Here is a 23,458-nt window from a genome sequence, read left to right on the forward strand (position 1 = left end):
AAAAAAGACACCCGAATAACGGAACTAGATCATGGCCACTGAAATCCGCGTACCAACCCTCGGCGAATCCGTCAGCGAAGCGACCGTCGGCACCTGGTTCAAGAAGGTCGGCGACACCGTCAAGGCCGACGAACCGCTCGTAGAACTGGAAACCGACAAGGTTACCGTCGAAGTTCCGGCACCCGCCTCCGGCGTTCTCACCGAAATCGTTGCGCAGAACGGCGAGACCGTCGGTCTCGACGCGCTTCTCGGCCAGATCGCCGAAGGTGCTGCCGGCGCTGCAACCTCGGCACCGGCTGCCGAACCGGCAAAGCCTGCCGCCGCCGCTGCTCCGGCTCCCGCTGCTTCTGCCGCCAGCGCTATGCCGCCGGCACCTGCCGCTGGCAAGCTGCTGGCTGAAAACAACCTGTCTGCCGATCAGGTCGATGGTTCCGGCAAGCGCGGCCAGGTTCTGAAGGGTGACGTTCTCGCCGCCGTCGCCAAGGGCGTTTCCGCACCTGCCGCCGCTCCGGCTCCGGTTGCTGCTGCTCCCCGTCCGGTTTCTGCCGAGCAGGATCAGGTTCGCGAAGAGCGCGTGAAGATGACCCGCCTGCGTCAGACGATCGCCAAGCGTCTCAAGGATGCGCAGAACACCGCCGCCATGCTGACCACCTATAACGAGGTGGACATGAGCGCCGTCATGGACCTGCGCAACCGTTACAAGGACGTGTTCGAGAAGAAGCATGGCGTTAAGCTCGGCTTCATGGGCTTCTTCACCAAGGCCGTGACCCACGCGCTGAAGGAACTGCCCGCCGTCAACGCTGAAATCGACGGTACGGACATCATCTACAAGAACTATTGTCACGTCGGCATGGCTGTCGGCACCGATAAGGGTCTTGTCGTTCCGGTTATCCGCGATGCCGACCAGCTCTCCATCGCCGGCGTTGAAAAGGAACTCGGTCGCCTCGCCAAGGCAGCGCGCGACGGTTCGCTCGGCATGGCCGACATGCAGGGCGGCACCTTCACGATCACCAATGGCGGTGTCTACGGTTCGCTGATGTCTTCGCCGATCCTCAATGCACCGCAGTCGGGCATCCTCGGCATGCACAAGATCCAGGAGCGTCCGGTCGCCATCGGCGGTCAGGTTGTCATCCGTCCGATGATGTATCTCGCGCTCTCCTACGATCACCGTATCGTTGACGGCAAGGAAGCCGTGACCTTCCTCGTTCGCGTCAAGGAAAGCCTCGAAGATCCGGAACGTCTGGTTCTCGATCTCTGATCGCTCTTGCTTTTCGTTTCAGCGGGGCTTCAAGTGAAACCCCGCTGAGAGACCACCCGGGAGAGCAGACGTGCAGCCGACATTTCTTGCCGCTTCGCCTTTTTTACCGCTTATCGGTCTAAGCGTTCTTCTTCTCGTCGTGCATGTCCTGTTGCAGGGGATGACGGCGACCAGAGAATTGGGGCGTGAATGGAATGCCGGTCCGAGAGACGGTGAGCAGAAGCCACAGGGTAAGCTCTCCGGTCGCGCTTCGCGCGCATCGGCCAATTTCCGGGAGACCTATCCGGTTTTTCTGGCACTGGCTTTCGGCGTTATCATGGCGGGTGACCCGGCCGGACTTGCGCTTATCGGTGCGTGGTTGTGGTTGATCTGCCGCATCATCTATATTCCGCTCTATCTGGCAGGTGTGCCCTATATCCGGTCTTTCGTCTGGTTGGGTTCAATGCTTGGACTTGCGCTGATGTTTGTCGTGTTGATGTTCTGAGGCCTGATGTGATGCACCAATATCTTATCGAACTTGCATCGCTGATGGCGATCTTCGCTTTCGCAATCGTATCGCCGGGCGCCGATCTTGCAATGGTCATGCGCCAGGCAATGGTTCACGGACGCAGGCAGGCCATCATCACCAGCTTTGGCGTCGGAACATCGCTGATGTTCCATGTCACCTATACGATCCTCGGACTTGGCCTTATCATTTCCCAGTCGATCTATCTCTTCAACATCGTCAAATGGCTGGGTGTCGCCTATCTGATCTATATCGGCATCAAGGCGCTGCGCGCCGGCAAGACAGAATTGCCGACCGCTGAAGGCGAGGGCGGCGTTCGAGCCAAAAGCGGCCAGACCGGGCTCAAGGCCTTCACGCTCGGTTTTGCCGCAAACGCGCTCAACCCCAAACCGGTGTTCTTCTTCCTGTCGATCTTTTCGACGGTGGTTCACGCGCATACTCCTGTTGGCATCAAGTTCGGATATGGGCTCGTCATGGCAAGCTGCCTCATCCTGTGGTTCGTCGGCGTCAGCCTGTTCATGACGACGCCGCGCATGCGCGCCGCTTTTCAGCGCGCCAGCCAATGGATCGACCGCACCAGCGGCGTGGTCTTCATCGCACTCGGTATAAAACTCGCAACGGAAAAAGCGGCCTGAGTTTCAGGTCAAACGGAAGCAGGGCGGTTCAAAATCCTGCCCGCAATCAATCAGGAACAGAAACATGGCATATGATGTAGTTGTAATCGGTACGGGTCCCGGCGGTTATGTTTGCGCGGTCAAGGCGGCACAGCTTGGCCTGAAGGTCGCAGTGATCGAAAAGCGCGCGACCTATGGCGGCACCTGCCTCAATGTCGGCTGCATTCCTTCCAAGGCCCTGCTGCATGCGTCCGAAACCTTTGCCCACGTTGCTCATGGTGTCGATTCGCTTGGTATCGAAGTCGCCGCTCCGAAGCTGAACCTCGAGAAGATGATGGGGCACAAGGACGGCGTGGTGAAAGCCAATGTCGACGGGGTTGCCTTCCTGTTCAAGAAGAACAAGATCGATGCTTTCCAGGGCACGGGCAAGGTTGTTTCCGCCGGTAAGGTCGCCGTCACCAATGACAAGGGCGAGACACAGGAAATCGAAGCCAAGAACATCGTCATCGCGACGGGGTCGGATGTTGCCGGTATCCCCGGTGTTCAGGTCGATATCGATGAAAGCGTCATCCTGTCTTCCACCGGCGCTATTGCTCTTTCCAAGGTTCCGGAAAAGCTCATCGTTGTGGGTGGTGGCGTCATCGGCCTCGAGCTTGGTTCGGTCTGGTCGCGTCTTGGCGCGAAGGTCACCGTCGTTGAATATCTCGACACCATTCTCGGCGGCATGGACAGCGAAGTCTCCAAGCAGGCTCAGCGTCTGCTCGCCAAACAGGGTCTCGATTTCAAGCTCGGTGCCAAGGTGACGGCCGTTGAAAAGACCTCTGCCGGTGCCAAGGTCGTATTCGAGCCGGTCAAGGGCGGCGCTGCTGAAACGCTGGAAGCTGATGTCGTCCTGATTTCCACCGGCCGCAAGCCCTATACCGAAGGTCTCGGCCTCGCGGAAGCCGGCGTCGTGCTGGACAGTCGCGGTCGTGTCGAAATCGACGGCCACTTCAAGACCAATGTCGATGGCATCTATGCAATCGGTGACGTGGTGAAAGGCCCGATGCTGGCACACAAGGCGGAAGACGAGGGCGTTGCTCTTGCGGAAATTCTCGCCGGCCAGCACGGCCATGTGAATTATGACGTCATTCCGGCCGTGGTCTATACGCAGCCGGAAGTCGCTTCCGTCGGCAAGACCGAAGAAGAACTGAAGGCCGCTGGCGTCGCCTACAAGGTCGGCAAGTTCCCCTTCACCGCCAATGGCCGCGCCCGCGCCATGCAGGTGACGGATGGCTTCGTGAAGATCCTTGCCGACAAGGAAACCGACCGGGTTCTCGGCGGCCATATCGTTGGTTTCGGCGCTGGTGAGATGATCCATGAGATTACCGTGCTGATGGAATTCGGCGGTTCTTCGGAAGATCTCGGCCGCACCTGCCATGCGCATCCGACCATGTCGGAAGCCGTGAAGGAAGCGGCGCTGGCGACCTTCTTCAAGCCGATCCACATGTGATCGGTTTTTGGAGCCCGTTGCTCCATCATTAAATTTCAGTCATCTGCCAAACCCCGGCTTGCCATGCAGGCCGGGGTTTTCCATACTGCGCGCCGCAGCCTGTCTAACCTTTTGATAAAAGGCAATAAAATGGCGTTTCGTAGTCAAGTTTCCTTCACTATGCCGCAGCGTATCATTCATTGGTCGATGGCGCTTCTGATCTTCTTCAACCTGTTGTTTCCCGATGGCATGGAGCACGCCTACCGGCTGATGCGGCGGGGTGAGACGTTGACACCGGATCAGATTTCTTCGGCCAATATTCATGCCTATGTCGGCTTTGCCATTCTGTTGCTTGCGGTACTGCGTCTCTGTCTTCGCTTTTTCCAAGGCGTGCCGCCGCATCCGGCTGAAGAACCGCGTGTGTCGCAGATTGCCGCCAAGGTGGCTCATTTCACCTTCTATGTCCTGTTCTTCATTCTGCCGCTTTCCGGCATCGCTGCTTATTACTTCGGTATCGCAACGGCAGGAGAGTTGCATTCCGGTCCCTTCAAGGCTGTGATGTGGGTGCTGATTGCCGGCCATGTCGCCGCCGTTCTGGTTCACCAGCTCTACTGGCGTACCAATATTCTCAAGCGCATGACACACGGCTAAGCGGCGGTTTGTCACGTTTTCGGTTCGACGGAAAAAGACGATGGTGGCCCTTGCCGCGACGGGCGGCTGGGGGACAGAGATGCGAAACAGCGAAGACATATTGCCGGGCGCCGATTGGTGTGATCGCTTTCAGGGCGAGATGATGAGGACGGGCATAACGTCGCTCGATGTGAGCAGACTGCTTCTCGATCATCCTCCGCCGTGGATCCGCAGCCTAATGGCGCTTCGAAACCGCGTGGTAGCGCTTTTCGGATTGAGAATGGTAGAAATCGCGGCTGGCACATCGGCAGGCGGTTTTCCCGTCCTGTCATCCACGCCACAGCGGACTGTGCTCGGCTTCGATGACCGCCATCTGGATTTCCGGATCGTCGTCGATCTCGAAGAGAAAGAAAACCGCCAGCTGGTGAGTGTCACCACCATCGTCAGGCGCAAGAACCTGTTCGGGCGGCTTTATCTTCTTGTCGTGGGACCGTTTCACCGCCGCATCGTGCCGGCGACGATGCGGCCGTTCTGCGCCAATGTCCGGCCCGTCAGCATCGGGAATGAGCCGGTCAATCGACCCGCGTGAGGGTGAAGCCTTCCGCGCGCAGCAATTCGACAAGACCTTCCTCGCCCGGCAGATGCAGTGCGCCAACGGCCATGAAAACATTGCCCCTGGCAAGTTCTGGTGTGGCCCGCTCCGCCATGACATGGTTGCGGTCGGTGATGATGCGCTGTTCGAAGGCGGCGTAGCCCTGTTCGCTTTCTGCCGCTGCCTTCTTGGGGTCCAGGCTTTTCAGCATGGGCATGGTCATGCCGATATCGCCGGCGACGTAGAGATCGGTCATGGTTGTCATGATGTCATCCATGCGGTCGCCCAGTTCGAGCGTTTCGATCAGCGCCTGAAGATGAAATTCCATCGGCAGCTCCGACATCGCCGTCAGCTGCTCCACCATGGTCTCCAGCCCGACAAGGTGTTTTCCGTCCGCAATGGCGTCTTCCGCCAGCTTCTTGTCGAGAAAGGAGAGGCCGGTGGCCTTGCGGGCGAATTCACAGGCGGGAAGGGCGACGAAGCTCGAAAGCATCCACGGCTTCATGCGCGAAACGGCGTTCAGCGGAATGCCGCGTTCCTTGAGACCCTTTTCCAGACGCGCGACATTTTCCGGCGACAGGATATCGGTGATCGATTTGCCATCCAGAAACATGGTGAGTTCAGGCTTGCTCAGCAGCGAGGCGGCGACCTTCTTGTCGTCGACGATTTCGTCCGATTCCACGATTACCGTCGCGGCTTTTTCGAAGGCGGGGCTGGCGGCGGCAGGCATTTCCAGAACACGCGGATCGGTGACATGCATGGTGCCGAGAAGATAGGACGGGGCCGTGCCTGCCTTTTCGATCCGCCAGAAATTGCCCTTGCCGTTCGGGATAGCTGTCGCTTCCTGTTCGATCTTTGCGAAGGCTTGTGGATCAGTCTTGCGCATTTCCACGAGAATGTCGCTGCCGGTGCAGGCGATCTGCTGCTGCGCGGCTTCCGCTTCACTGAGCGACAGCAGGGTCATGAGCAGGATGGCGACGGCGGTGACGTGCAGGGCGGCCAGCAGCCAGAGCAGGGCGTCGCCGGTCTTGCCCATCAGGGTTGCGGTGAAGTTTTGCGGTTTTATCAGGCTATTCATCGGCTCAATCCGGTTGTCGTTCGCTTATAGAACGGCGGCTTGGATGTCTGGTTAATGGTTATGGTTAACCATTTCGTGCTTCATGCGCGCGGATGGGCGTTGTCGTAGATTTCCAGCAGCCTCGCGGTGTCGACGCCGGTATAGACTTGTGTGGTGGACAGGCTCGCATGGCCCAGCAGTTCCTGAATGGTGCGAAGGTCGCCGCCGCCGGCGAGAAGGTGCGTGGCGAAGGAGTGGCGTAGCGCATGCGGTGTGGCGTTTTCCGGCAGGCCGAAAGCACCCCGCAGCTTCTGCATTTCCCGCTGGATGATGGCGGGTTGCAGCTTGCCGCCGCGCGCGCCGAGGAAGAGGGGTTCATCCGACGAGAGGGCATAGGGGCAAAGCTTCCTGTAGGTATCGACTGCTTCCGTCACCACTGCCAGCAGGGGCACAATCCGCGTCTTGTTGCCTTTGCCGGTAATGCGCAGGCTGCGGGCGCCGGACGGGAAATCGGCCGGGGTAAGACCAAGCGCCTCGGAAATGCGCAGACCGCAGCCATAAAGCAGTGAAAGGACCGCTGCGTTGCGGGCGGCGATCCATGGTTCGTCGTTCAGTTGCGCTTCACTCGTGGTGATTTTCAGCGCCTGCCGGTCGGTCAGCGGTTTCGGTAGCGATTTCGGCTGTTTTGGCGCGCGCATGGCAGTGGCACCGGCGGCATTCACCAGGCCTTTTTTCTGCAGGTACTGAAGCAGGGAGCGCAAGCCTGCCAGATGCCGGCCGAGCGAACGGGCGCCGGCACCTTCCTTGCGCCGGTTGGCCAGAAAGGCGCGCAGATCGACAGGGCGCAGATCGGCTATATCCGTGACCGCAGCGGGTTTGCCGATATAGCCGGTGAGAAAGGTCAGGAACTGGCGCGTGTCGCGCTCATAGGCCTCGACGGTGTTGTCGGAAAGGCGGCGTTCGCCGGCAAGGGCGGCGAGCCAGGACTGGCGTTCATTCAGGAGATCGGGTTCGGCAAATGTCAGGATTTCGGTCACGCGGCGCTCCATTCCATGCCCCGAAACTATGCGCTTATGGTCAGCATTTGGTTAAGAGGTGGACTTTGCCGGGCGCGCCCACTACATCCGGGCGGTTTCCTTTTTCCTGTCGTCGGGGCATGGTCGCCACATCATGGCAAAAGATTCGTCCGATCTGTTTGGGGCTCTGTTCGACCCGCCGTCGCCCACGCGCACGGTGCCCGTTCTCGTGCCCATGCCGGCGCCCGGGCCATACAGCTACTCTGTGCCTGAGGATATGGTGGTGGAGACGGGTTCCGTCGTGCAGGTGCCGCTCGGTCCCCGGCAGGTCTTCGGCGTGGTGTGGGACGATGCGGGCGAGAAGGGCGTCGATCCGAAGAAGCTGCGGCCCATCACCAAGAGTTTCGAGTGCCCGCCGCTGAAGGCGGAAATGCGCCGCTTCGTGGACTGGGTTGCCGCCTATACGCTGTCTCCGCCCGGCCTCGTGGCGCGCATGGCGCTGCGCGCCCCTGCCGCCTTCGATCCCGAACCGATGATCGAGGGGCTGCGGCTGACGGAGGGTCGGCCGGAGCGCCTCACCCCCGCCCGTGAGCGGGTGATGGAACTGGCGGCGGAAGGGCATGGCTGGACGAAGAGCGGGCTTGCCCATGCCGCCGGCGTTTCGACAAGCGTCATCGACGGTCTCGTCAAGCAGGGCGTGTTCGAGACGGTGTTTCTGCCCGCGCCGCCTGTGGTGGCTGAGCCCGATCCAGACTATGTCGAGCCGCGTCTGGAAGGCCCACAGAAACAGGCCGCCTCGGAGATACTGGAAGATGTGCGCAAGGGCGGATTTCATGTTTCGCTGATCGACGGTGTCACAGGTTCTGGCAAGACCGAGGTTTATTTCGAGGCGGTGGCCGAGACGCTCCGTCAGGGCAGGCAGGTTCTCATCCTGCTGCCCGAAATCGCGTTGACGGCGGCGTTTCTGGAGCGTTTTCAGGATCGTTTCGGCGCGAAACCGGCGGAATGGCATTCGGACTTGTCGCCGCGTATGCGCGAGAAGGTCTGGCGGCAGGCCGTCACTGGTGAAGTTAAGGTGGTGGCTGGGGCACGTTCGGCGCTTTTCCTGCCGTTCGACAATCTCGGTCTCATCATTGTCGATGAAGAGCACGACCCCGCTTACAAGCAGGAAGATCGTGTCTTTTATAATGCCCGCGACATGGCGGTGGTAAGGGCGCGGATCGCGGAATTCCCGGTGGTGTTGGTGTCTGCCACACCGTCGGTCGAAAGCCAGGTTAATGGTAGTTCCGGGCGTTATAACACCATTCACCTGCATACACGTTTCGGCGATGCAGCGATGCCGGACCTGCATCTTGTCGATATGCGCCGCCACCCGCCCGAGCGGGGAGGGTTTCTCTCACCCGTCCTGCTGCGCGGGATCGGCAAGACCATCGAAAAGGGCGAGCAGGCGCTGCTCTTCCTCAATCGCCGCGGTTATGCGCCGCTCACGCTCTGCCGCGTCTGCGGTCACCGTTTCCAGTGCCCGCAATGTTCCAGCTGGCTGGTGGAGCACCGGTTTCGCAATCAATTGCAGTGCCATCAGTGCGGCCATAATGAGCCAACGCCCGATCATTGCCCGGAATGCGGCACCTTCGATCATCTGGTGGCCTGCGGCCCCGGCGTGGAGCGCATTGCCGAGGAGGTGGAGAAACATTTCCCTGAGGCCCGCACCATCGTGCTCTCCTCCGATCTCATGGGCGTCAAGCGGTTGCGGCTGGAGCTGGAGGCGATCGTCAAAGGGGAGGCGGATATCGTCATCGGCACGCAGCTGGTCGCCAAGGGACATAATTTTCCGCTGATGACGCTTGTCGGCATTGTCGATGCCGATCTCGGCCTTGCCAATGGCGATCCGCGCGCGGCGGAGCGAACCTTCCAGCTGCTTTCACAGGTGACGGGACGCGCCGGGCGAACCGGTTTGAAGAGCCATGGCTTGCTGCAAACGTATCAGCCGCAGCATCCGGTCATGCAGGCCATCGTTTCGGGTGATGCTTCGGCTTTCTATGAAAGAGAGATCGTGGAGCGTGAAAAGGCTGTCCTGCCCCCCTTCGGACGCCTTGCCTCCATCATCGTTTCCGCCGATACGCGTGCAGAGGCCGAAACCCATGCACGGGGTTTAAGGGCGGCCGCGCCGCAAGTTACGGGCATCATGCTGCTCGGCCCGGCGGAAGCGCCGCTGGCTCTCATCCGCGGACGCCACCGTTTCCGCCTCCTCGTGCACGGGCGTCGCAATTCCGACATGCAGTCTTTTCTACGCACGCTTCTGGCCAATGGCCCGAAAGAGCGCGGCAGCGTGCATGTGCAGCTCGATATCGACCCGCAAAGTTTCCTTTGAAACTCGCCGACGGGGCGTTTTCCCGTTGTCATGACCGTGTCATAACGCAGCAGGCAATCAAAGATGATTTGGGGAACGAGATGGAGTTTTATTTTCCCGCCGAGTTCGGCGAGCAGCTGGCCTTCGGAGCGGCAGTAGTTTCGGCCATGATGGGCCTTTTTTTTATGTTTGCACCGGGTATTACGCTGCGTGCCTTCGGGCTGCAGCCAGCGGGTGAGCGCCGCGATGGTTATACGCTCGCGCGCTCGTCGCTTGCCGGGTTCTATCTCGGTCTCGGCGCCGCCGCCCTGCTTCTCGCGCAGCCCATGGTCTATCTCGCCTTTGGTGCGGCTTTCGGCCTCAGTGTCTTTGGCGGCATTCTCTCCATACTCTCCGATGGCGGCGCAACCATGCGGAATTTCATACTTCTGGTTGTGCACTTTCTGCTCGCTGCGCTGTCGTTGAGCTACGTCTTCGGGCTGGTCTGAGGCGGGCTTTTTGGCTTTTGTGCCGCAGATGCGCCGCATCCTGAGCGAAATCGGAAAATTTAAACGCATTCCCCCTTGCCCAAACGGCGCTTTCCGCTATTACGCGTGTTGCGAGTCCCGGCGTCCTATGCTAGACGGACCGCGAAATTGGGAAAAGGCAGGGGGGAATTCCGGTCTTTTTCGGGGAAATTGAAACGATTTCAAGAATTTGATGCGGTGGAGCCCCATCGCTGATGGTCTTGGACGATTAGCAGGGAAAAAGTGCCCGTGGCAGACACCTCCCATGGAACATCCGGTGTAGCGGAAAGGTATGCGTCGTCGCTTTTCGAGCTTGCTTTGGAAGCGGGTGCGGTCGAAGCGGTTCAGGCCGAGCTGGACAAGTTTGGCGCACTTCTCGACGAAAGCGACGATTTGAAGCGTCTGGTTGCGAGCCCGGTGTTCTCCGCCGAGGATCAGTTCAAGGCAATCGCCGCTATCTGCGAAAAGGCCGGTATCTCCGGTCTCGCTCTGAATTTCCTCAAGGTTGTTGCGAATAATCGCCGTCTCTTCGCTGTTCCCGGCATGATCCGCGCCTACCGCACCATCGCTGCCGCCCATCGCGGCGAAATCACCGCCGAGGTCACCTCGGCACATGCGCTCGACGAGGCGCAGGAAACTGAACTGAAAGCGGCGCTGAAGAGCGTTACCGGCAAGGATGTGACGATTTCCGTTACCGTCGACCCGTCGATCCTCGGTGGTCTGATCGTCAAGGTCGGCTCCCGCCAGATCGATACGTCTCTTCGCACCAAACTTTCCACCCTTAAGCTTGCACTGAAAGAGGTTGGCTGATGGATATCCGCGCCGCGGAAATTTCCGCAATTCTGAAAGATCAAATCAAAAATTTCGGCAATGAGGCGGAAGTCTCGGAAGTCGGCCAGGTGCTTTCCGTCGGTGACGGTATTGCTCGCGTTTACGGTCTCGACAATGTTCAGGCCGGCGAAATGGTCGAGTTTCCGGGCGGCATCCGCGGCATGGCGCTCAACCTCGAAGCCGACAATGTCGGCGTGGTTATCTTCGGTTCCGACCGTGACATCAAGGAAGGCGACACCGTAAAGCGGACTGGCGCTATCGTTGACGTTCCCGTCGGTCCGGAACTGCTCGGCCGCGTCGTTGACGCGCTCGGCAATCCGATCGACGGTAAGGGCCCGATCAATGCCGCCAAGCGTTCGCGCGTTGACGTCAAGGCTCCCGGCATCATTCCGCGCAAGTCGGTTCATGAGCCGATGTCGACCGGCCTCAAGGCCATCGACGCGCTCATCCCGGTTGGTCGCGGCCAGCGCGAGCTCGTCATCGGCGACCGCCAGACCGGCAAGACCGCCATCATTCTCGACACGATCCTGAACCAGAAGGCCATTCACGACAATGGCCCTGACGGTGACAAGCTTTATTGCGTCTACGTCGCTATCGGTCAGAAGCGTTCGACCGTTGCCCAGTTCGTCAAGGTTCTGGAAGAGCGCGGCGCGCTGCAGTACTCGATCATCGTCGCCGCTACCGCTTCCGATCCGGCTCCGATGCAGTATCTGGCACCGTTTGCCGGTTGCGCCATGGGCGAGTACTTCCGTGACAACGGCAAGCATGCTCTCATCGGTTACGACGACCTTTCCAAGCAGGCTGTTGCTTACCGTCAGATGTCGCTGCTGCTGCGCCGTCCTCCGGGCCGCGAAGCTTATCCCGGCGACGTTTTCTACCTCCACTCCCGTCTTCTCGAGCGCGCTGCGAAGCTCTCCGACGAAATGGGCGCTGGCTCGCTGACGGCTCTGCCGGTCATCGAAACCCAGGGTAACGACGTTTCGGCGTTCATTCCGACCAACGTGATCTCGATCACCGACGGCCAGATCTTCCTTGAAACCGACCTGTTCTATCAGGGTATCCGCCCGGCCGTTAACGTCGGTCTGTCGGTTTCGCGCGTTGGCTCTGCCGCCCAGATCAAGGCGATGAAGCAGGTTGCCGGTTCGATCAAGGGTGAACTCGCCCAGTATCGCGAAATGGCAGCCTTCGCCCAGTTCGGTTCGGACCTCGATGCTTCGACGCAGCGCCTGCTGAACCGCGGTGCACGCCTGACCGAACTTCTGAAGCAGCCGCAGTTCTCGCCGCTCAAGACGGAAGAACAGGTTGCGGTGATCTTCGCCGGCGTCAACGGTTACCTTGACAAGGTTGCAGTCGCGCAGGTCGGCAAGTTCGAGCAGGGTCTGCTCTCCTACCTCCGGTCGGAAGGCAAGGCGATCCTCGACACCATCCGCACGGAAAAGGCTATCAGCGACGATACCAAGGGCAAGCTCAAGGGCGCTCTTGATAACTTCGCCAAGTCTTTCTCTTAAATCAGGGCTCTTTTACTCGGACGGATAACGGATGCCTTCACTAAAGGATCTGAAAAACCGCATTGCCTCCGTAAAGGCGACGCAGAAGATTACCAAGGCGATGAAAATGGTCGCCGCGGCGAAGCTTCGGCGCGCCCAGGAAGCTGCGGAGGCCGCCCGGCCTTATTCTCAGCGCATGAGCGCCGTTCTTGCCAACATCGCGAATGCGGTCGAGGCGGACGTTGCTCCGGCGCTGATGACCGGCACCGGCAAAGACGATGTGCATCTGCTCGTTGTCTGCACGGCTGAGCGTGGTCTTTGCGGCGGTTTCAACTCGCAAATCGCCCGTTTTGCCCGCGATCACGCCCGCAAGCTCATTTCGGAAGGCAAGACGGTCAAGATCATCACGGTTGGCAAAAAGGGGTACGACGCCCTGCGTCGCGAATTTGCAGCCAACGTCATCGAGCGCATCGAACTGCGCGACGTGAAGAAGGTCGGTTTTGAAAATGCCGACCAGATCGCCAAGAAGGTGATCTCGCTCTTCAACGCCGGTGAGTTCGACGTCTGCACGCTGATCTATTCGGAATTCAAGTCCGTCATCAGCCAGATCCCGACCGGCCTGCAGCTCATTCCCGCCGCAACGCCTGTTGTGGAAGAGGATGCCGCGACGCAGAGCGCCGTCTATGAATATGAGCCGGATGCGGCTTCTATTCTGGAAGACCTTATTCCGCGCAACATTTCGGTTCAGGTTTTCCGGGCTCTGCTCGAAAACGTTGCCGGTGAAATGGGCGCCAAAATGAGCGCGATGGATAACGCAACGCGCAATGCCGGTGAGATGATCAACAAGCTGACGCTTTCCTACAACCGTCAGCGTCAGGCTCAGATCACCAAGGAACTCATTGAAATCATTTCGGGCGCGGAAGCGCTCTGAGGTAAGGAAAGAGGGTAAGGATAATGGCTAAGGCAGCTACCCCCAAGAAAACCGCAGCGGTGAACGGCGCGGGCAAGGTTACCCAGGTTATCGGCGCTGTTGTCGACGTGGCGTTCGAAGGCGAACTGCCTCCGATCCTGAACGCGCTCGAAACCGAGAACAACGGCAACCGCCTGGTTCTTGAAGTCGCGCAGCACCTCGGTGAAAACGTCGTTCGCACGATTGCCATGGACTCGACCGAAGGTCTTGTTCGCGGCCAGAGCGTTTCGAACACCGGCGCTCCGATCTCGGTTCCGGTTGGCCCGGAAACACTCGGCCGCATCATGAACGTTATCGGTGAGCCGGTTGACGAAGCTGGTCCGATCGTGACCGCTTCCAAGCGCGCCATCCACCAGGACGCACCGTCTTACGTCGAGCAGTCGACCGAAGCACAGATCCTCGTCACCGGCATCAAGGTGGTCGACCTTCTGGCTCCTTACGCCAAGGGCGGTAAGATCGGCCTGTTCGGCGGGGCCGGCGTTGGCAAGACCGTTCTCATCATGGAACTTATCAACAACGTTGCTAAGGCACACGGCGGTTATTCCGTATTCGCCGGCGTTGGTGAGCGTACCCGTGAAGGTAACGACCTCTACCACGAAATGATTGAGTCCAACGTCAACAAGCTTGGCGGCGGCGAAGGTTCCAAGGCAGCTCTCGTTTACGGCCAGATGAACGAACCGCCGGGCGCCCGCGCTCGCGTCGCTCTGACCGGTCTGACGATCGCTGAGAACTTCCGTGATGAAGGTCAGGACGTTCTGTTCTTCGTGGACAACATCTTCCGCTTCACGCAGGCTGGTTCGGAAGTGTCGGCTCTTCTCGGCCGTATTCCTTCGGCCGTTGGTTATCAGCCGACGCTCGCAACCGACATGGGTCAGATGCAGGAACGCATCACAACCACGACCAAGGGTTCGATCACCTCGGTTCAGGCTATTTACGTCCCCGCCGACGACTTGACCGACCCGGCTCCGGCCACCTCGTTCGCCCACCTGGACGCAACGACGGTTCTGTCTCGTTCGATCGCTGAAAAGGGCATCTACCCGGCCGTTGACCCGCTCGACTCCACCTCGCGCATGCTGGACCCAATGATCGTCGGCGAAGAGCACTATGAAGTGGCCCGTAAGGTTCAGTCGACCCTGCAGCGCTACAAGTCTCTTCAGGACATCATCGCCATCCTCGGCATGGATGAACTGTCGGAAGAAGACAAGCTGACGGTTGCCCGCGCCCGCAAGATCGAGCGCTTCCTGTCGCAGCCGTTCTTCGTTGCTGAAGTCTTCACCGGTTCTCCGGGCAAGCTGGTTGCTCTCGAAGACACGATCAAGGGCTTCAAGGGCCTCGTCAACGGCGAATACGACAATCTGCCGGAAGCTGCCTTCTACATGGTCGGTTCGATGGAAGAAGCCATCGAAAAGGCAAAGAAGCTGGCTGGCGAAGCTGCATAATAATAAATTGGCGGGCGCGTGGTTTAACCGCGCGCCTTCCAGCCAATGACGGCGAAACCGGAACGGCTTTGCCTTTGTTGTAACAGACAAGTCTGCGACGCCCGCGTAATTGAAAAGAAGTGAATAGCCATGGCTGACAGTTTCAAATTCGATCTCGTTTCCCCGGAGCGTCTGCTCGTTTCCGAAACGGTTACGGAAGTCGTCATTCCGGCTACGCTGGGTGAAATGACGGTTCTGGCCAATCATGCGCCGACAATGACCACGATCAAGCCGGGTCTGGTGACTGTGAAGTTTGCCTCTGGCGAAACGCACAAATACGTCGTCTTCGGTGGTTTTGCCGATATTCTGCCGACCGGCTGCACGCTTCTCGCCGAATCGGCCGTTTCGGCCGATGATATGTCTCCCGACACGCTGCAGAAGCGTATCGATGCGGCCAAGGCCGAAATCGAAGAGGGTAATCATCACCACGAGCATTTGACCAAGCTTGAAAAGCATCTTTACGAACTGACGAACCTGCATGAGGTTCTCGTCGCTGCTTGAAAGCACCGGGCGGGTTCGAAAGAATGACTGCCCACAAAAAACCTAAAGCAGAAAGCGGCCGTTTCGGTCGCTTTTTTGTTTTGGCCTGTTTCCTCACCATATCAGGCAAAGCATGGCTGGCCTCGCATAGAAAACATCAGTTGACCTGGTCATAGCTTCGGCATGGCCTTGGCGGGATCGCATCAGTGATGGACGCGCCGACAATGGATTAGGCAGGGTAGCGCCTTCAACGGGTGCATCCGGGAAATCGATTCCGATTTTCCGGGCTTTCGGTTAGATATGATACCGGGAAGAAATGCTGCTTTGGTATCTTGAGCGAGACGAGGCGGATTTTCGTCATGGAGGAGTGATCGCGTGTCGGCAAAGGCAAGTTACCGAAGGGTTGCAAGAACCGCTTTGCGCGAAGGTGCCATAGTGGAGGGCGAAAGGGCGGTGCCCGAGGAGGTGCCGGTTGCCTTTTCCTATGGCGGCAGCACCCATGCCGTGATGATGGCCAGCCCGGCCGACCTTGTCGATTTCGCGGTCGGTTTCAGTCTTACGGAAGGCATCATATCCACAAGGGCGGAAATCCGTTCCATTGAGGTGATCGAGGCGGGGCAGGGCTTCGATGTTCAGGTGGATTTGCAGGATGCCAATGCGGATGCCTTGAGGGCAAGAAGGCGGCATATGGCAGGCCCTGTCGGCTGCGGTCTTTGTGGTATCGAATCCATAGAGCAAGCGGTTCGTGTGGTACCGGAATTGAGCGACGTGGACGTCTCCGTTGACGGTGATGACATCGTCGCCGCGGTGAAAGCGCTGAATGAAGCGCAAAACCTCAATCGCGAAACGAGAGCAGTTCACGGCGCGGGTTTCTACAATCCTAAAAAAGGGCTGCTTGCTGTCCGCGAAGATGTCGGCCGCCACAATGCGCTCGACAAGCTCGCAGGTGCGGTCGTTAATGCGGACCAATCGCCCGATAGGGGTATTGTGGTGGTCACCAGCCGACTGTCGGTGGAAATGGTCCAGAAGACAGCCATCCTTGGCAGCCCGATTCTGGCGGCGATCTCCGCGCCCACTGCGCTTGCCATTGAAACGGCGCAGAGTTCGGGCATCACACTTGTGGCGCTGGTGCGGGGTGAAGATTTTGAAATCTTCACCCGGGCGGATCGTATCACTCTATAAAGATTGAGGCCGCCGTTTCCCGGCGGCCCTTGGCTTCAGAGCGGGCCTAGAATTCCGCCCATTCGGCGGCTGCGTTTCCGTGAGACCTTGGCGCGGCGGCGTATCGCGGCTGCGGTGTCGGGAGCCGGGTGACAGGGGCGGGCTTTTTGTCGGCCGGGCGGGCGGTTAGTGCCGATGCCTCATGCGATATTCTGAACTGCCGCAGCAGTTCGTGCAGGATTTCCGCCTCATTTGCGAGTCCATGGCTGGCGGCAGTGGTTTCCTCCACCATGGCGGCGTTCTTCTGGGTAGCCTGATCCATGATGTTGACGGCCTGATTGATTTCCCTGAGACCGCTTGACTGTTCGCGGGAAGCTTCAACGATGGCCGAGACATTGGTGTCGATCTCGCTCATTTGGGACTGGATATCCCTGAGCGCGCCGCCGGTTCTGCCCACCAGATCAACGCCATTGGCGACCTGTTCGCGTGACGTGTTGATAAGAGACTTGATTTCCTTGGCCGCAACGGCGGATCGCTGCGCGAGTTCGCGGACCTCCTGCGCCACGACGGCGAAGCCTTTGCCCGCTTCTCCCGCCCGGGCGGCTTCAACGCCTGCATTCAGAGCCAGAAGATTGGTCTGGAAAGCGATGTCGTCGATGACGCCGATGATGTTGGTGATTTCGCCCGAGGAACGCGAAATCGCGTCCATGGCAGAAATTGCCTGCTGGACGATTTCTCCGGAATGTTCGGCATGTTCTCTCGTCCGCAACACCAGCTTTCCGGCCTCGCCGGCGCGCTGGCTGGCATCGGTAACGGTGGTGGTGATTTCTTCCAGCGCGGCCGCTGTCTCTTCGAGTGAAGCGGCCTGCTGTTCCGTGCGCTGCGAAAGCTGATCGGCGGCGATGCGGATTTCCCCGGAGCCTGAGGCGATTGTCGAAGCGTTATGGGCGATGGTCTGCATGGTGGCCTGCAGCTTGGCGACAACTTCGTTGAAATCCGCGCGCAGCTTTTCCATGCTGGGTACGAAGCTGCTGTCGAGGCGTTGCACAAGATCGCCTTCGGCCAGCGCCCGCAGAGCATCTGCAAGCACACTAATGGCGCTCATGCGCGGCGTGACATCGGTGGCGAATTTCACCACTTTCACCACCTTACCGGCTTCGTCCATCACCGGATTATAGGCAGCCTGTATCCATATTTCCTTGCCGTTCTTTCCATAGCGGACAAATTCATCCGAGATGAACTCCCCTGCTGCCAGCCGCTGCCAGAAATTACCGTAGGCGGGTGAGGCGGCATAGTCCGGATCGCAGAACATGCGGTGGTGCCTGCCCTCGATTTCCTTGAGGTCGTAATTCACCGTTGCGCAGAAATTCGGGTTTGCGGTGATGATGGTGCCATCCGGAAAAAACTCGATTGTAGCCTGCGAACGGGAGAGCGCCTCCAGTTTGCCCGCGTCGTCCACGGCCCTGATCTTCTTGGCGGTGATGTCGGTGGCGATCTTCACGACCTTATAGGGTTTGCCCGAACGGAAAACCGGGTTGTAAGAGGCCTCGATCCAGATAACCGATCCGTCCTTGCGGACACGGCGATATTCCTTTGCCTGGAACTCGCCACGGGCGAGAGAGTCCCAGAATTCCTGATAAGCCCGCGACCCGGCAAGCTCGCTGTCGCAGAAGATGCGATGATGCTTGCCGACGATCTCGGTGAGATCATAACCCAGCGCCGCGCAGAAGTTTTTATTCGCGGTGAGGATGTTACCCTTGAGATCAAATTCTATGACCGCCTGCGATCTGGATATCGCGTCGAGCATATTTCTGTTATCTGCGCTTTTCCCTAACCCCAGCATTATACGTCCCCCAAAATCGGTCCACAACGCGGCGTGGCGCACAGGACATGCGGTCCACATCGAATCATGTTGAACAATGAACAGGTTTTGCCGCCGAAGGCAGCAAGGCAGGCACTTCCGTCTTTCCGCCTCGGTCAGGTATCGGGTTCGCCTTATATGCGTAATGGCGCGACACTGATCTAGGGTCCGTAATATTAGACATACATAATATTAAAATGTTCTTATTTGATGAAACGAGGTAAAGAAGAAAAACAAAACCGCCGGGCGGGTGCTCCGGCGGCCTGGATTTATAGATAGTCTTCGTGCGGCGAGGCCAGACGAAAAAGCCTGATTAGGCCGCGAGATCTTCCGCTTCTGTTCCCTTGAACATTTTCGCAAGATTGAGGAAGCAGATCATGCCGTGTTCGTTGGCGATGATGCCTTCCGAATAGGACTTGTCGAAAGAGGCCGAGATCTCCGGAACCGGCTGAACCTGATTTGCCGGGATCGTCAAAATGTCGGAAACGCGGTCGACGAGCATGCCGATGACCATGTTGTGCACTTCCGCCACCACAATCGCGCTTCTTTCATTGGCGACGGTGCTCTTCATACCGAGCTTGTGAGCCAGATCGATGATCGGAATGACAGACCCGCGCAGGTTCATGACGCCGATGACGTCTTTCGGCGCATGGGGAATGGGCGTTGAAGGAGCCCAGCCGCGAATTTCGCGTATGGTCGTCGTCTTCACGCAGAATTCCTGATCATGCAGGCGGAATGCGATGATCTCGAGCGTCTCACCGCCAAAATTGGTAGAGTTAATCATTGCCATCAGAATTCTTCCCAATGCTCGCTGTGGAGGCCGGCGCAAGTGCACCGACACTTGCATATGCGGATTCGGCGTTCTGCCTGGTGCCTGAACAGCCGGAAACAATATTTCCGTCTTCAATGGATGATTCGTAGCATGAGATGGTTTCGCAAACCTAAATGCGAAGCGACCCTGGAATATTTTGCGCATTGTCCGGGCGTCAAATCGTTACGCCCTCTTAGTGGAAATGCTAATACTCCTTCTCGTAAAATATGCCAGCTGCGCCTTCGCCATTGCCGCCCGCTTCTCCGCGCAGCTTCACGCCCCGCCCGACATCGAGGTTGATGATGGCTTTTGCGCCGGATTCGCCGCTTTGCTGCAGCTCGAGATACGTTCTTTCGTTGAGATATTTACCGGCGGAAACGCGGGCCTGCCCTTCGGAATCGGTCGAAATATCGAGGTCGTCGACACCGAGATTGCTTCTGAGCTTGTCAAACAGCGAAGTGGAACGTCCGCCGGCCAACTGTGCGGCTGCATCGGCCAGCCTTGCGATCTGCAAAGCCGAGAGTTTCGACATGGACTGGCCGAAAATCAGTTGCGCCATAACTTCATCCTGCGGCAGGGCAGGCGCGGAGGAGAAAGCAAAGGCCGGATCATTGGCGTTGCCGGACACCGACACAGTGACCGTGGTCGACCCCACCGTCGAGTCGGCCTTCATATCGAGAACCGGAACGAGGCCCCCGCCGAAGGTGATATTGCCGGTCGTGAAATCGAGGCGGCGGGTGAGGATTTCCAACCGGCCGCGACGCATTTCAAAGCCGCCCGAGATGACAGGAACGGCTGCCGTACCACGGATGGTCAGACTGCCGGTCAGTTCCGCATCAATACCGCGTCCGCGCACGAAGATACCGCTCGGTGCGTTCACCTGCAAATCGAGATTGATGGTGGACGAACTGCCGCTGCCGCCCTGATCGGCTCCGAGCGCCTTGGCCTGAGCGCGTACCTTCGGGGGGGCGTTCTTGTGCTTGACATCGATTTCCGTCAGCGAGGCCGGAAGTTTTTCCGGAATGGTGATGGCGCTTCTGTCCAGTGTCAGGTTGCCGCCCAGTACGGGGGAATTCAGCAGCGGGCCTTTCAGCGTCAGCGTGCCGCTTACCACCGTTGTCACCAGCGTGCCGTCATTATAACCGGCACGATTAAGGGTAATCGATATATCGCCGGGGAAACCTGAGCCACCGGCTATGCCGACGCTGCCGGTTCCCGAGATCGTGCCGCCGCCCGCCAGCTTGCCCGTTAGTCGCGAAATAACGGCGCGGTCGCGGTCGAAGGTGATGGTGGCGCCCAGATCGTTGATGGTCAGGTTCCGCCGCACGTCTGTCAGGCGCGTGCCATCGGTGGTAATGCTGCCGGTAACGACGGGTGCGGAAGCGCTACCGGAGATCTTCACGTCGATGGCGGCCGTGCCGTTGACGTCAAGACCCTGCGCTGCGGTCTGTGCTGCGACGGCGGAGAAGGGCAGCCTGCCGGAAAACGCCATGGAAAGCGGACGATTGCCGGCGATGCCGAGCGAGCCGCCGCCGGAAAGCGACATGCCGCCCTGGCCGGATACATTGGTGTCGATCTGCAAGGTGCCGCCGGCGAAACGACCGTTCGCCTTGATGCCGAGCGCAGCGAGCCCCGCCGCGCGTGTCTGCGCGACCTCGGCATTGGTCCAGTTCAGATTGTATTCGACCGCGGGGTTCGATGCGTCTCCCTTGGCCGTCACCGTGCCGGAGATGCTGCCTGCCGCATCCAGCCCGGCGGCGAAGGCATTTGCGAGACTGGCGGGCAGCGAACGGATATCGGCATTGATGTCGAGCGTCGACCCGGCGGTGCCGTTGACCTCGACGCGTCCTTCACCCGTGATGACGGTCAGATCGGAGATGCGGGCCGTGCCGTTCTGGATGGCGATGGTGCTCGGTTTTTCAAGGCGAACCGCAATGCCCTTGGGGGCGGCCGAAAAGGCGTCGACGCGCACCGTCATCGGCGATCCGCCGGTCTCGGCGCTGCCCTTCACCACCAGTGGCGCGTTGTCGTAACGGCCGTTGACGTCGAACTGCGTCGTGGTGCCGGAATGGCCGATGGTGGCATTCAGGCCTGATATAGCGGCGGCGCCGGCATTGACGCTATCGGCGCTGACCTTGCCATTGATGGCGAGAGCCTGAAGGTCATCGATGGAAATATCGGCGGCGAGCTTGGAGATCGTTGTTGTGCCCTGACGGATGCTGCCGCCATTGGCCTTGATCGTTGCGGCGATCCGGCCATTGGCGTTGCTCAGGGCGATATCGCCAGCAATATCGCCGTCCGCCTGCTGCGCGGCGAGGGCGGCGAGAAGGGCAAGGTCGGGGAAATTGAAGGAGAGATTGCCCGATGGCAGGAATTGCTGCGAGAATTGCAGCTGTCCGTTCAAGATATTCCGTCCCACTGCCACGTGCAGCTCGGGGATAGCCGTGCCGTTTTCGGTCTGCACCACATCGGCATTGGCGTCGATCTTCTGTCGGTCGAGACTGCCGCTGGCGGTGAGCTTTGCCTGAGGCGCGGCGGGATCGGCCTTGCCCGTTGCATTGACCTTCAGCGATTCGAGTGTTCGTCCGGCAAGAATTGCGCTTTCGGAACTCAGAGTGACGTTGAAATCCGGTGCTGCCAGCGCGCCGCTGGCCTCGATTGCAAAATCGGCGACGCCCTTCGCCTGTGGCGTTAGTTTTTCAAGAGCGGGAAATTTACCCGTCAGGCTGGCGCTCAATGTATCGTTTTCGAGGCCGACATTGCCGGTTGCTTCGATCGTTCCCGACTTGACGACGAGGTTTTCAAGGCTGGTGCGTCCGCCGATGGTCACGTCGACATCGCCCTGGAGGGCGATGGTGGTGTCGAACTTTTCCGCGAGAACCGGTGGAAGGGTGGCGGGCAGCGCGAAGAGCTGCACGCTGGAGGTCAGGCGATTGCTGGCGAGATCGAAACTGCCGCTCAGCGTTCCGCCGACACTGGCGCTTTCCAGCGTCGCGCCATCAAAGCCTATGGCGGAAGAGGTGAGGCTGAGCGGCGCCTTGACGGTGAGGGGCGCCCGCACCAGCCGGTCGATATCGGGGCTGACGAAGGAGGATTGCGCCACGGACAGGACCGTCGCGATCGTGCCGCTGCGGTTGGCAATGTTGAGATCGGCGCTCTCGGCCGTCAGCTTGACGTCATCGAGCCTGCCTTGCGGCAGGGAAAGGCTGCGCAACGATACCGTCGTGTTGAGATGCGCGGCGTCTGCGCCACCTTTGAGGGAAAGATCGAGGCCGTTGATGAGGGCCTGAACCTCGCCATTCTCCAGCGGCCAGCGAAAATCCACGGGGCCGGCGGTGCCGATGAGATTGGCGACGAGATCGTTCTGACCGTTCGGATCGACCGTGCCTGACGCCGTCAACAGCAGGGTGCCGGTCTCCAGCGTGCTGCTGCCGATTTCGATGCGGCCCTGCGGGGAAAGCGCGGCGTTTGCGTCGAGCTTTGTCTCGCCGGCAAAAAGCTGGCGGAAGGCCGGAGGCAGAAGCAGATCGGGCTGACCACCGCCTGCAATTTCGATACGGCGGGTGCCATCATCAGCAAGAAGATGGCGGCCGGTGACGTTGACGACTTGGTTGCCGGCGACATTGCCGCGCAGCGTTCCTGTCCAGTTGGAAAGCGGGCCTTCGCCGTTGAGGTCTATCGCCACCGCAGGTGTTCCGGGAAGCGAAAGCAGCGTGGCGAGAAGACCGCCTTCGGGCTCCTTCATCTCCGCTTTCAGCTTCAGGACGTTTTCATTCGGAAGGAAGGCGATGTCGGTATTCACCTCCGCATCCGGCGCATTGAGCCGATGGGCGGTGAGCGATAGCCGCATATCGTCCTGCGCAGCCGTCAAACTGCCTTCCGCATTCAGGTCGAAGGGACGGCCGAGAAGCGGCGTGCCAAGGCTGATATCGGGAAGGCTGAAATTGTCGACGGCGATTTCGATCGGCAACGAGGAGTTACCGGAGCTTTTGGTCGATGTCTGCTCCGCCGCAAGCGGTTTGCGCTCGACATCGATCGATCCGGCCGAGACGCGGTCGGCATGGAAGGTGCCGGCAAGCAGCGAAAGCGGCGACCAGTCGACGGCGATCTGGTTCACGCGCGCATAGGGTCCCTGCCGGTCTGAAAGAGTGACATTGTCGAGCCGCAGGCGGCCGGTCAAAAGGCCGCTCGGGGGAGAAATATCGATTACCTGATCGGGTGTGGAAACGAGCGATGAAATCTGCTTTGCGGCAATTCTCGCGCCCATCGGCGTGAAACCGACGAACAGAACCGCAAGCAACACCAGCACCACGCAGCATAAAGCAGCGTAGCCCAGCCATTTCAGCAATCGAATCAACGTTTTCATAAAGGATAATCTAC

The 23,458-nt window shown here is 59.3% G+C and carries 19 protein-coding genes; 14 read left to right on the forward strand and 5 right to left on the reverse strand.

The annotated features are described in order from the left end of the window. The first annotated feature begins 31 nt into the window (after window positions 1–31). The 6 genes from odhB (at window position 32) to PL599_RS16210 (ending at window position 5,067) form a co-directional block, all read left to right on the forward strand. Window positions 32–1,258 carry a 2-oxoglutarate dehydrogenase complex dihydrolipoyllysine-residue succinyltransferase gene (gene odhB / locus PL599_RS16185; protein ID WP_191217231.1) on the forward strand — a complete coding sequence of 409 codons (1,227 nt, stop codon included), beginning with the start codon at window positions 32–34 and terminating at the stop codon, window positions 1,256–1,258. Between the two features lie 70 nt (window positions 1,259–1,328). Continuing rightward, window positions 1,329–1,742: an MAPEG family protein gene (locus PL599_RS16190; RefSeq protein ID WP_269824758.1), complete on the forward strand. Its 414-nt coding sequence runs from the start codon at window positions 1,329–1,331 to the stop codon at window positions 1,740–1,742. Window positions 1,743–1,753: 11 nt separating this feature from the next. Then, window positions 1,754–2,398 (forward strand): LysE family translocator, encoded by a 645-nt coding sequence (locus PL599_RS16195; protein ID WP_269824757.1) that lies wholly within the window; start codon window positions 1,754–1,756, stop codon window positions 2,396–2,398. A gap of 64 nt (window positions 2,399–2,462) precedes the next feature. Next, complete coding sequence (gene lpdA / locus PL599_RS16200; RefSeq protein WP_269824756.1) at window positions 2,463–3,869, forward strand: dihydrolipoyl dehydrogenase; 1,407 nt, start codon at window positions 2,463–2,465, stop codon at window positions 3,867–3,869. Between the two features lie 129 nt (window positions 3,870–3,998). Continuing rightward, a complete protein-coding gene (locus PL599_RS16205) occupies window positions 3,999–4,499 on the forward strand; it encodes a cytochrome b (RefSeq protein WP_142912979.1) in 501 nt (166 codons plus the stop codon). Between the two features lie 79 nt (window positions 4,500–4,578). Further along, on the forward strand, window positions 4,579–5,067 hold the full coding sequence (locus PL599_RS16210; protein ID WP_149147118.1) for a DUF2867 domain-containing protein: 489 nt from the start codon (window positions 4,579–4,581) through the stop codon (window positions 5,065–5,067). On the opposite strand, the gene PL599_RS16215 is transcribed toward PL599_RS16210, so the two are convergent. Both PL599_RS16215 and PL599_RS16220 read right to left on the reverse strand, forming a co-directional pair. Next, a complete protein-coding gene (locus PL599_RS16215) occupies window positions 5,051–6,148 on the reverse strand; it encodes a TraB/GumN family protein (protein WP_269824755.1) in 1,098 nt (365 codons plus the stop codon). The genes PL599_RS16210 and PL599_RS16215 overlap by 17 nt on opposite strands. An 80-nt stretch (window positions 6,149–6,228) precedes the next feature. Next, a complete protein-coding gene (locus PL599_RS16220) occupies window positions 6,229–7,176 on the reverse strand; it encodes a tyrosine recombinase XerC (RefSeq protein WP_269824754.1) in 948 nt (315 codons plus the stop codon). 121 nt (window positions 7,177–7,297) lie between these two features. Between PL599_RS16220 and PL599_RS16225 the strand changes: the two genes are divergently transcribed. The 8 genes from PL599_RS16225 (at window position 7,298) to fdhD (ending at window position 16,427) form a co-directional block, all read left to right on the forward strand. Next, a complete protein-coding gene (locus PL599_RS16225) occupies window positions 7,298–9,514 on the forward strand; it encodes a primosomal protein N' (RefSeq protein WP_142912981.1) in 2,217 nt (738 codons plus the stop codon). Between the two features lie 80 nt (window positions 9,515–9,594). Further along, on the forward strand, window positions 9,595–9,981 hold the full coding sequence (locus PL599_RS16230) for an AGROH133_08824 family phage infection protein (RefSeq protein ID WP_137412261.1): 387 nt from the start codon (window positions 9,595–9,597) through the stop codon (window positions 9,979–9,981). Window positions 9,982–10,242: 261 nt separating this feature from the next. Continuing rightward, window positions 10,243–10,809, forward strand: a complete 567-nt coding sequence (locus PL599_RS16235; RefSeq protein ID WP_170985684.1) for a F0F1 ATP synthase subunit delta — start codon at window positions 10,243–10,245, stop codon at window positions 10,807–10,809. Beyond that, window positions 10,809–12,338, forward strand: coding sequence for a F0F1 ATP synthase subunit alpha (gene atpA, locus PL599_RS16240; protein ID WP_077985521.1), 1,530 nt, complete (start codon window positions 10,809–10,811; stop codon window positions 12,336–12,338). Before PL599_RS16235 ends, atpA begins: the two co-directional genes overlap by 1 nt. A 31-nt stretch (window positions 12,339–12,369) precedes the next feature. Beyond that, window positions 12,370–13,248 (forward strand): F0F1 ATP synthase subunit gamma, encoded by an 879-nt coding sequence (locus PL599_RS16245; protein WP_077985522.1) that lies wholly within the window; start codon window positions 12,370–12,372, stop codon window positions 13,246–13,248. A gap of 23 nt (window positions 13,249–13,271) precedes the next feature. Beyond that, window positions 13,272–14,726, forward strand: coding sequence for a F0F1 ATP synthase subunit beta (gene atpD, locus PL599_RS16250; RefSeq protein ID WP_269824753.1), 1,455 nt, complete (start codon window positions 13,272–13,274; stop codon window positions 14,724–14,726). 129 nt (window positions 14,727–14,855) lie between these two features. Further along, window positions 14,856–15,266 (forward strand): F0F1 ATP synthase subunit epsilon, encoded by a 411-nt coding sequence (locus tag PL599_RS16255; RefSeq protein WP_003492358.1) that lies wholly within the window; start codon window positions 14,856–14,858, stop codon window positions 15,264–15,266. Between the two features lie 354 nt (window positions 15,267–15,620). Then, on the forward strand, window positions 15,621–16,427 hold the full coding sequence (fdhD, locus tag PL599_RS16260) for a formate dehydrogenase accessory sulfurtransferase FdhD (RefSeq protein WP_269824752.1): 807 nt from the start codon (window positions 15,621–15,623) through the stop codon (window positions 16,425–16,427). Window positions 16,428–16,473: 46 nt separating this feature from the next. Here fdhD and PL599_RS16265 read toward each other — a convergent pair whose 3' ends face one another. The 3 genes from PL599_RS16265 to PL599_RS16275 form a co-directional block, all read right to left on the reverse strand. Next, on the reverse strand, window positions 16,474–18,249 hold the full coding sequence (locus tag PL599_RS16265) for a methyl-accepting chemotaxis protein (RefSeq protein WP_077985524.1): 1,776 nt from the start codon (window positions 18,247–18,249) through the stop codon (window positions 16,474–16,476). A gap of 331 nt (window positions 18,250–18,580) precedes the next feature. After that, the gene (locus PL599_RS16270) at window positions 18,581–19,057 is read right to left on the reverse strand and encodes a chemotaxis protein CheW (RefSeq protein ID WP_003504949.1); all 477 of its coding nucleotides are present in this window, start codon (window positions 19,055–19,057) and stop codon (window positions 18,581–18,583) included. Window positions 19,058–19,283: 226 nt separating this feature from the next. Then, the gene (locus tag PL599_RS16275) at window positions 19,284–23,444 is read right to left on the reverse strand and encodes a translocation/assembly module TamB domain-containing protein (protein WP_269824751.1); all 4,161 of its coding nucleotides are present in this window, start codon (window positions 23,442–23,444) and stop codon (window positions 19,284–19,286) included. Between the last annotated feature and the right edge of the window lie 14 nt (window positions 23,445–23,458).

The sequence above is a fragment of the Agrobacterium sp. ST15.16.055 genome (assembly GCF_027956555.1).
GTDB classification, from domain to species: Bacteria; Pseudomonadota; Alphaproteobacteria; order Rhizobiales; family Rhizobiaceae; genus Agrobacterium; species Agrobacterium salinitolerans.

Coding starts and splice junctions, on each gene's coding strand:
- PL599_RS16225 (WP_142912981.1), top strand. CDS start 7,298: ATGGCAAAAGATTCGTCCGATCTGTTTGGGGCTCTGTTCGACCCGCCG.
- atpA (WP_077985521.1), top strand. CDS start 10,809: ATGGATATCCGCGCCGCGGAAATTTCCGCAATTCTGAAAGATCAAATC.
- PL599_RS16220 (WP_269824754.1), bottom strand. CDS start 7,176: ATGGAGCGCCGCGTGACCGAAATCCTGACATTTGCCGAACCCGATCTC.
- PL599_RS16230 (WP_137412261.1), top strand. CDS start 9,595: ATGGAGTTTTATTTTCCCGCCGAGTTCGGCGAGCAGCTGGCCTTCGGA.
- PL599_RS16275 (WP_269824751.1), bottom strand. CDS start 23,444: ATGAAAACGTTGATTCGATTGCTGAAATGGCTGGGCTACGCTGCTTTA.
- PL599_RS16255 (WP_003492358.1), top strand. CDS start 14,856: ATGGCTGACAGTTTCAAATTCGATCTCGTTTCCCCGGAGCGTCTGCTC.
- PL599_RS16210 (WP_149147118.1), top strand. CDS start 4,579: ATGCGAAACAGCGAAGACATATTGCCGGGCGCCGATTGGTGTGATCGC.
- PL599_RS16205 (WP_142912979.1), top strand. CDS start 3,999: ATGGCGTTTCGTAGTCAAGTTTCCTTCACTATGCCGCAGCGTATCATT.
- PL599_RS16245 (WP_077985522.1), top strand. CDS start 12,370: ATGCCTTCACTAAAGGATCTGAAAAACCGCATTGCCTCCGTAAAGGCG.
- odhB (WP_191217231.1), top strand. CDS start 32: ATGGCCACTGAAATCCGCGTACCAACCCTCGGCGAATCCGTCAGCGAA.
- PL599_RS16215 (WP_269824755.1), bottom strand. CDS start 6,148: ATGAATAGCCTGATAAAACCGCAAAACTTCACCGCAACCCTGATGGGC.
- lpdA (WP_269824756.1), top strand. CDS start 2,463: ATGGCATATGATGTAGTTGTAATCGGTACGGGTCCCGGCGGTTATGTT.
- PL599_RS16195 (WP_269824757.1), top strand. CDS start 1,754: ATGCACCAATATCTTATCGAACTTGCATCGCTGATGGCGATCTTCGCT.
- atpD (WP_269824753.1), top strand. CDS start 13,272: ATGGCTAAGGCAGCTACCCCCAAGAAAACCGCAGCGGTGAACGGCGCG.
- PL599_RS16270 (WP_003504949.1), bottom strand. CDS start 19,057: ATGGCAATGATTAACTCTACCAATTTTGGCGGTGAGACGCTCGAGATC.
- PL599_RS16265 (WP_077985524.1), bottom strand. CDS start 18,249: ATGCTGGGGTTAGGGAAAAGCGCAGATAACAGAAATATGCTCGACGCG.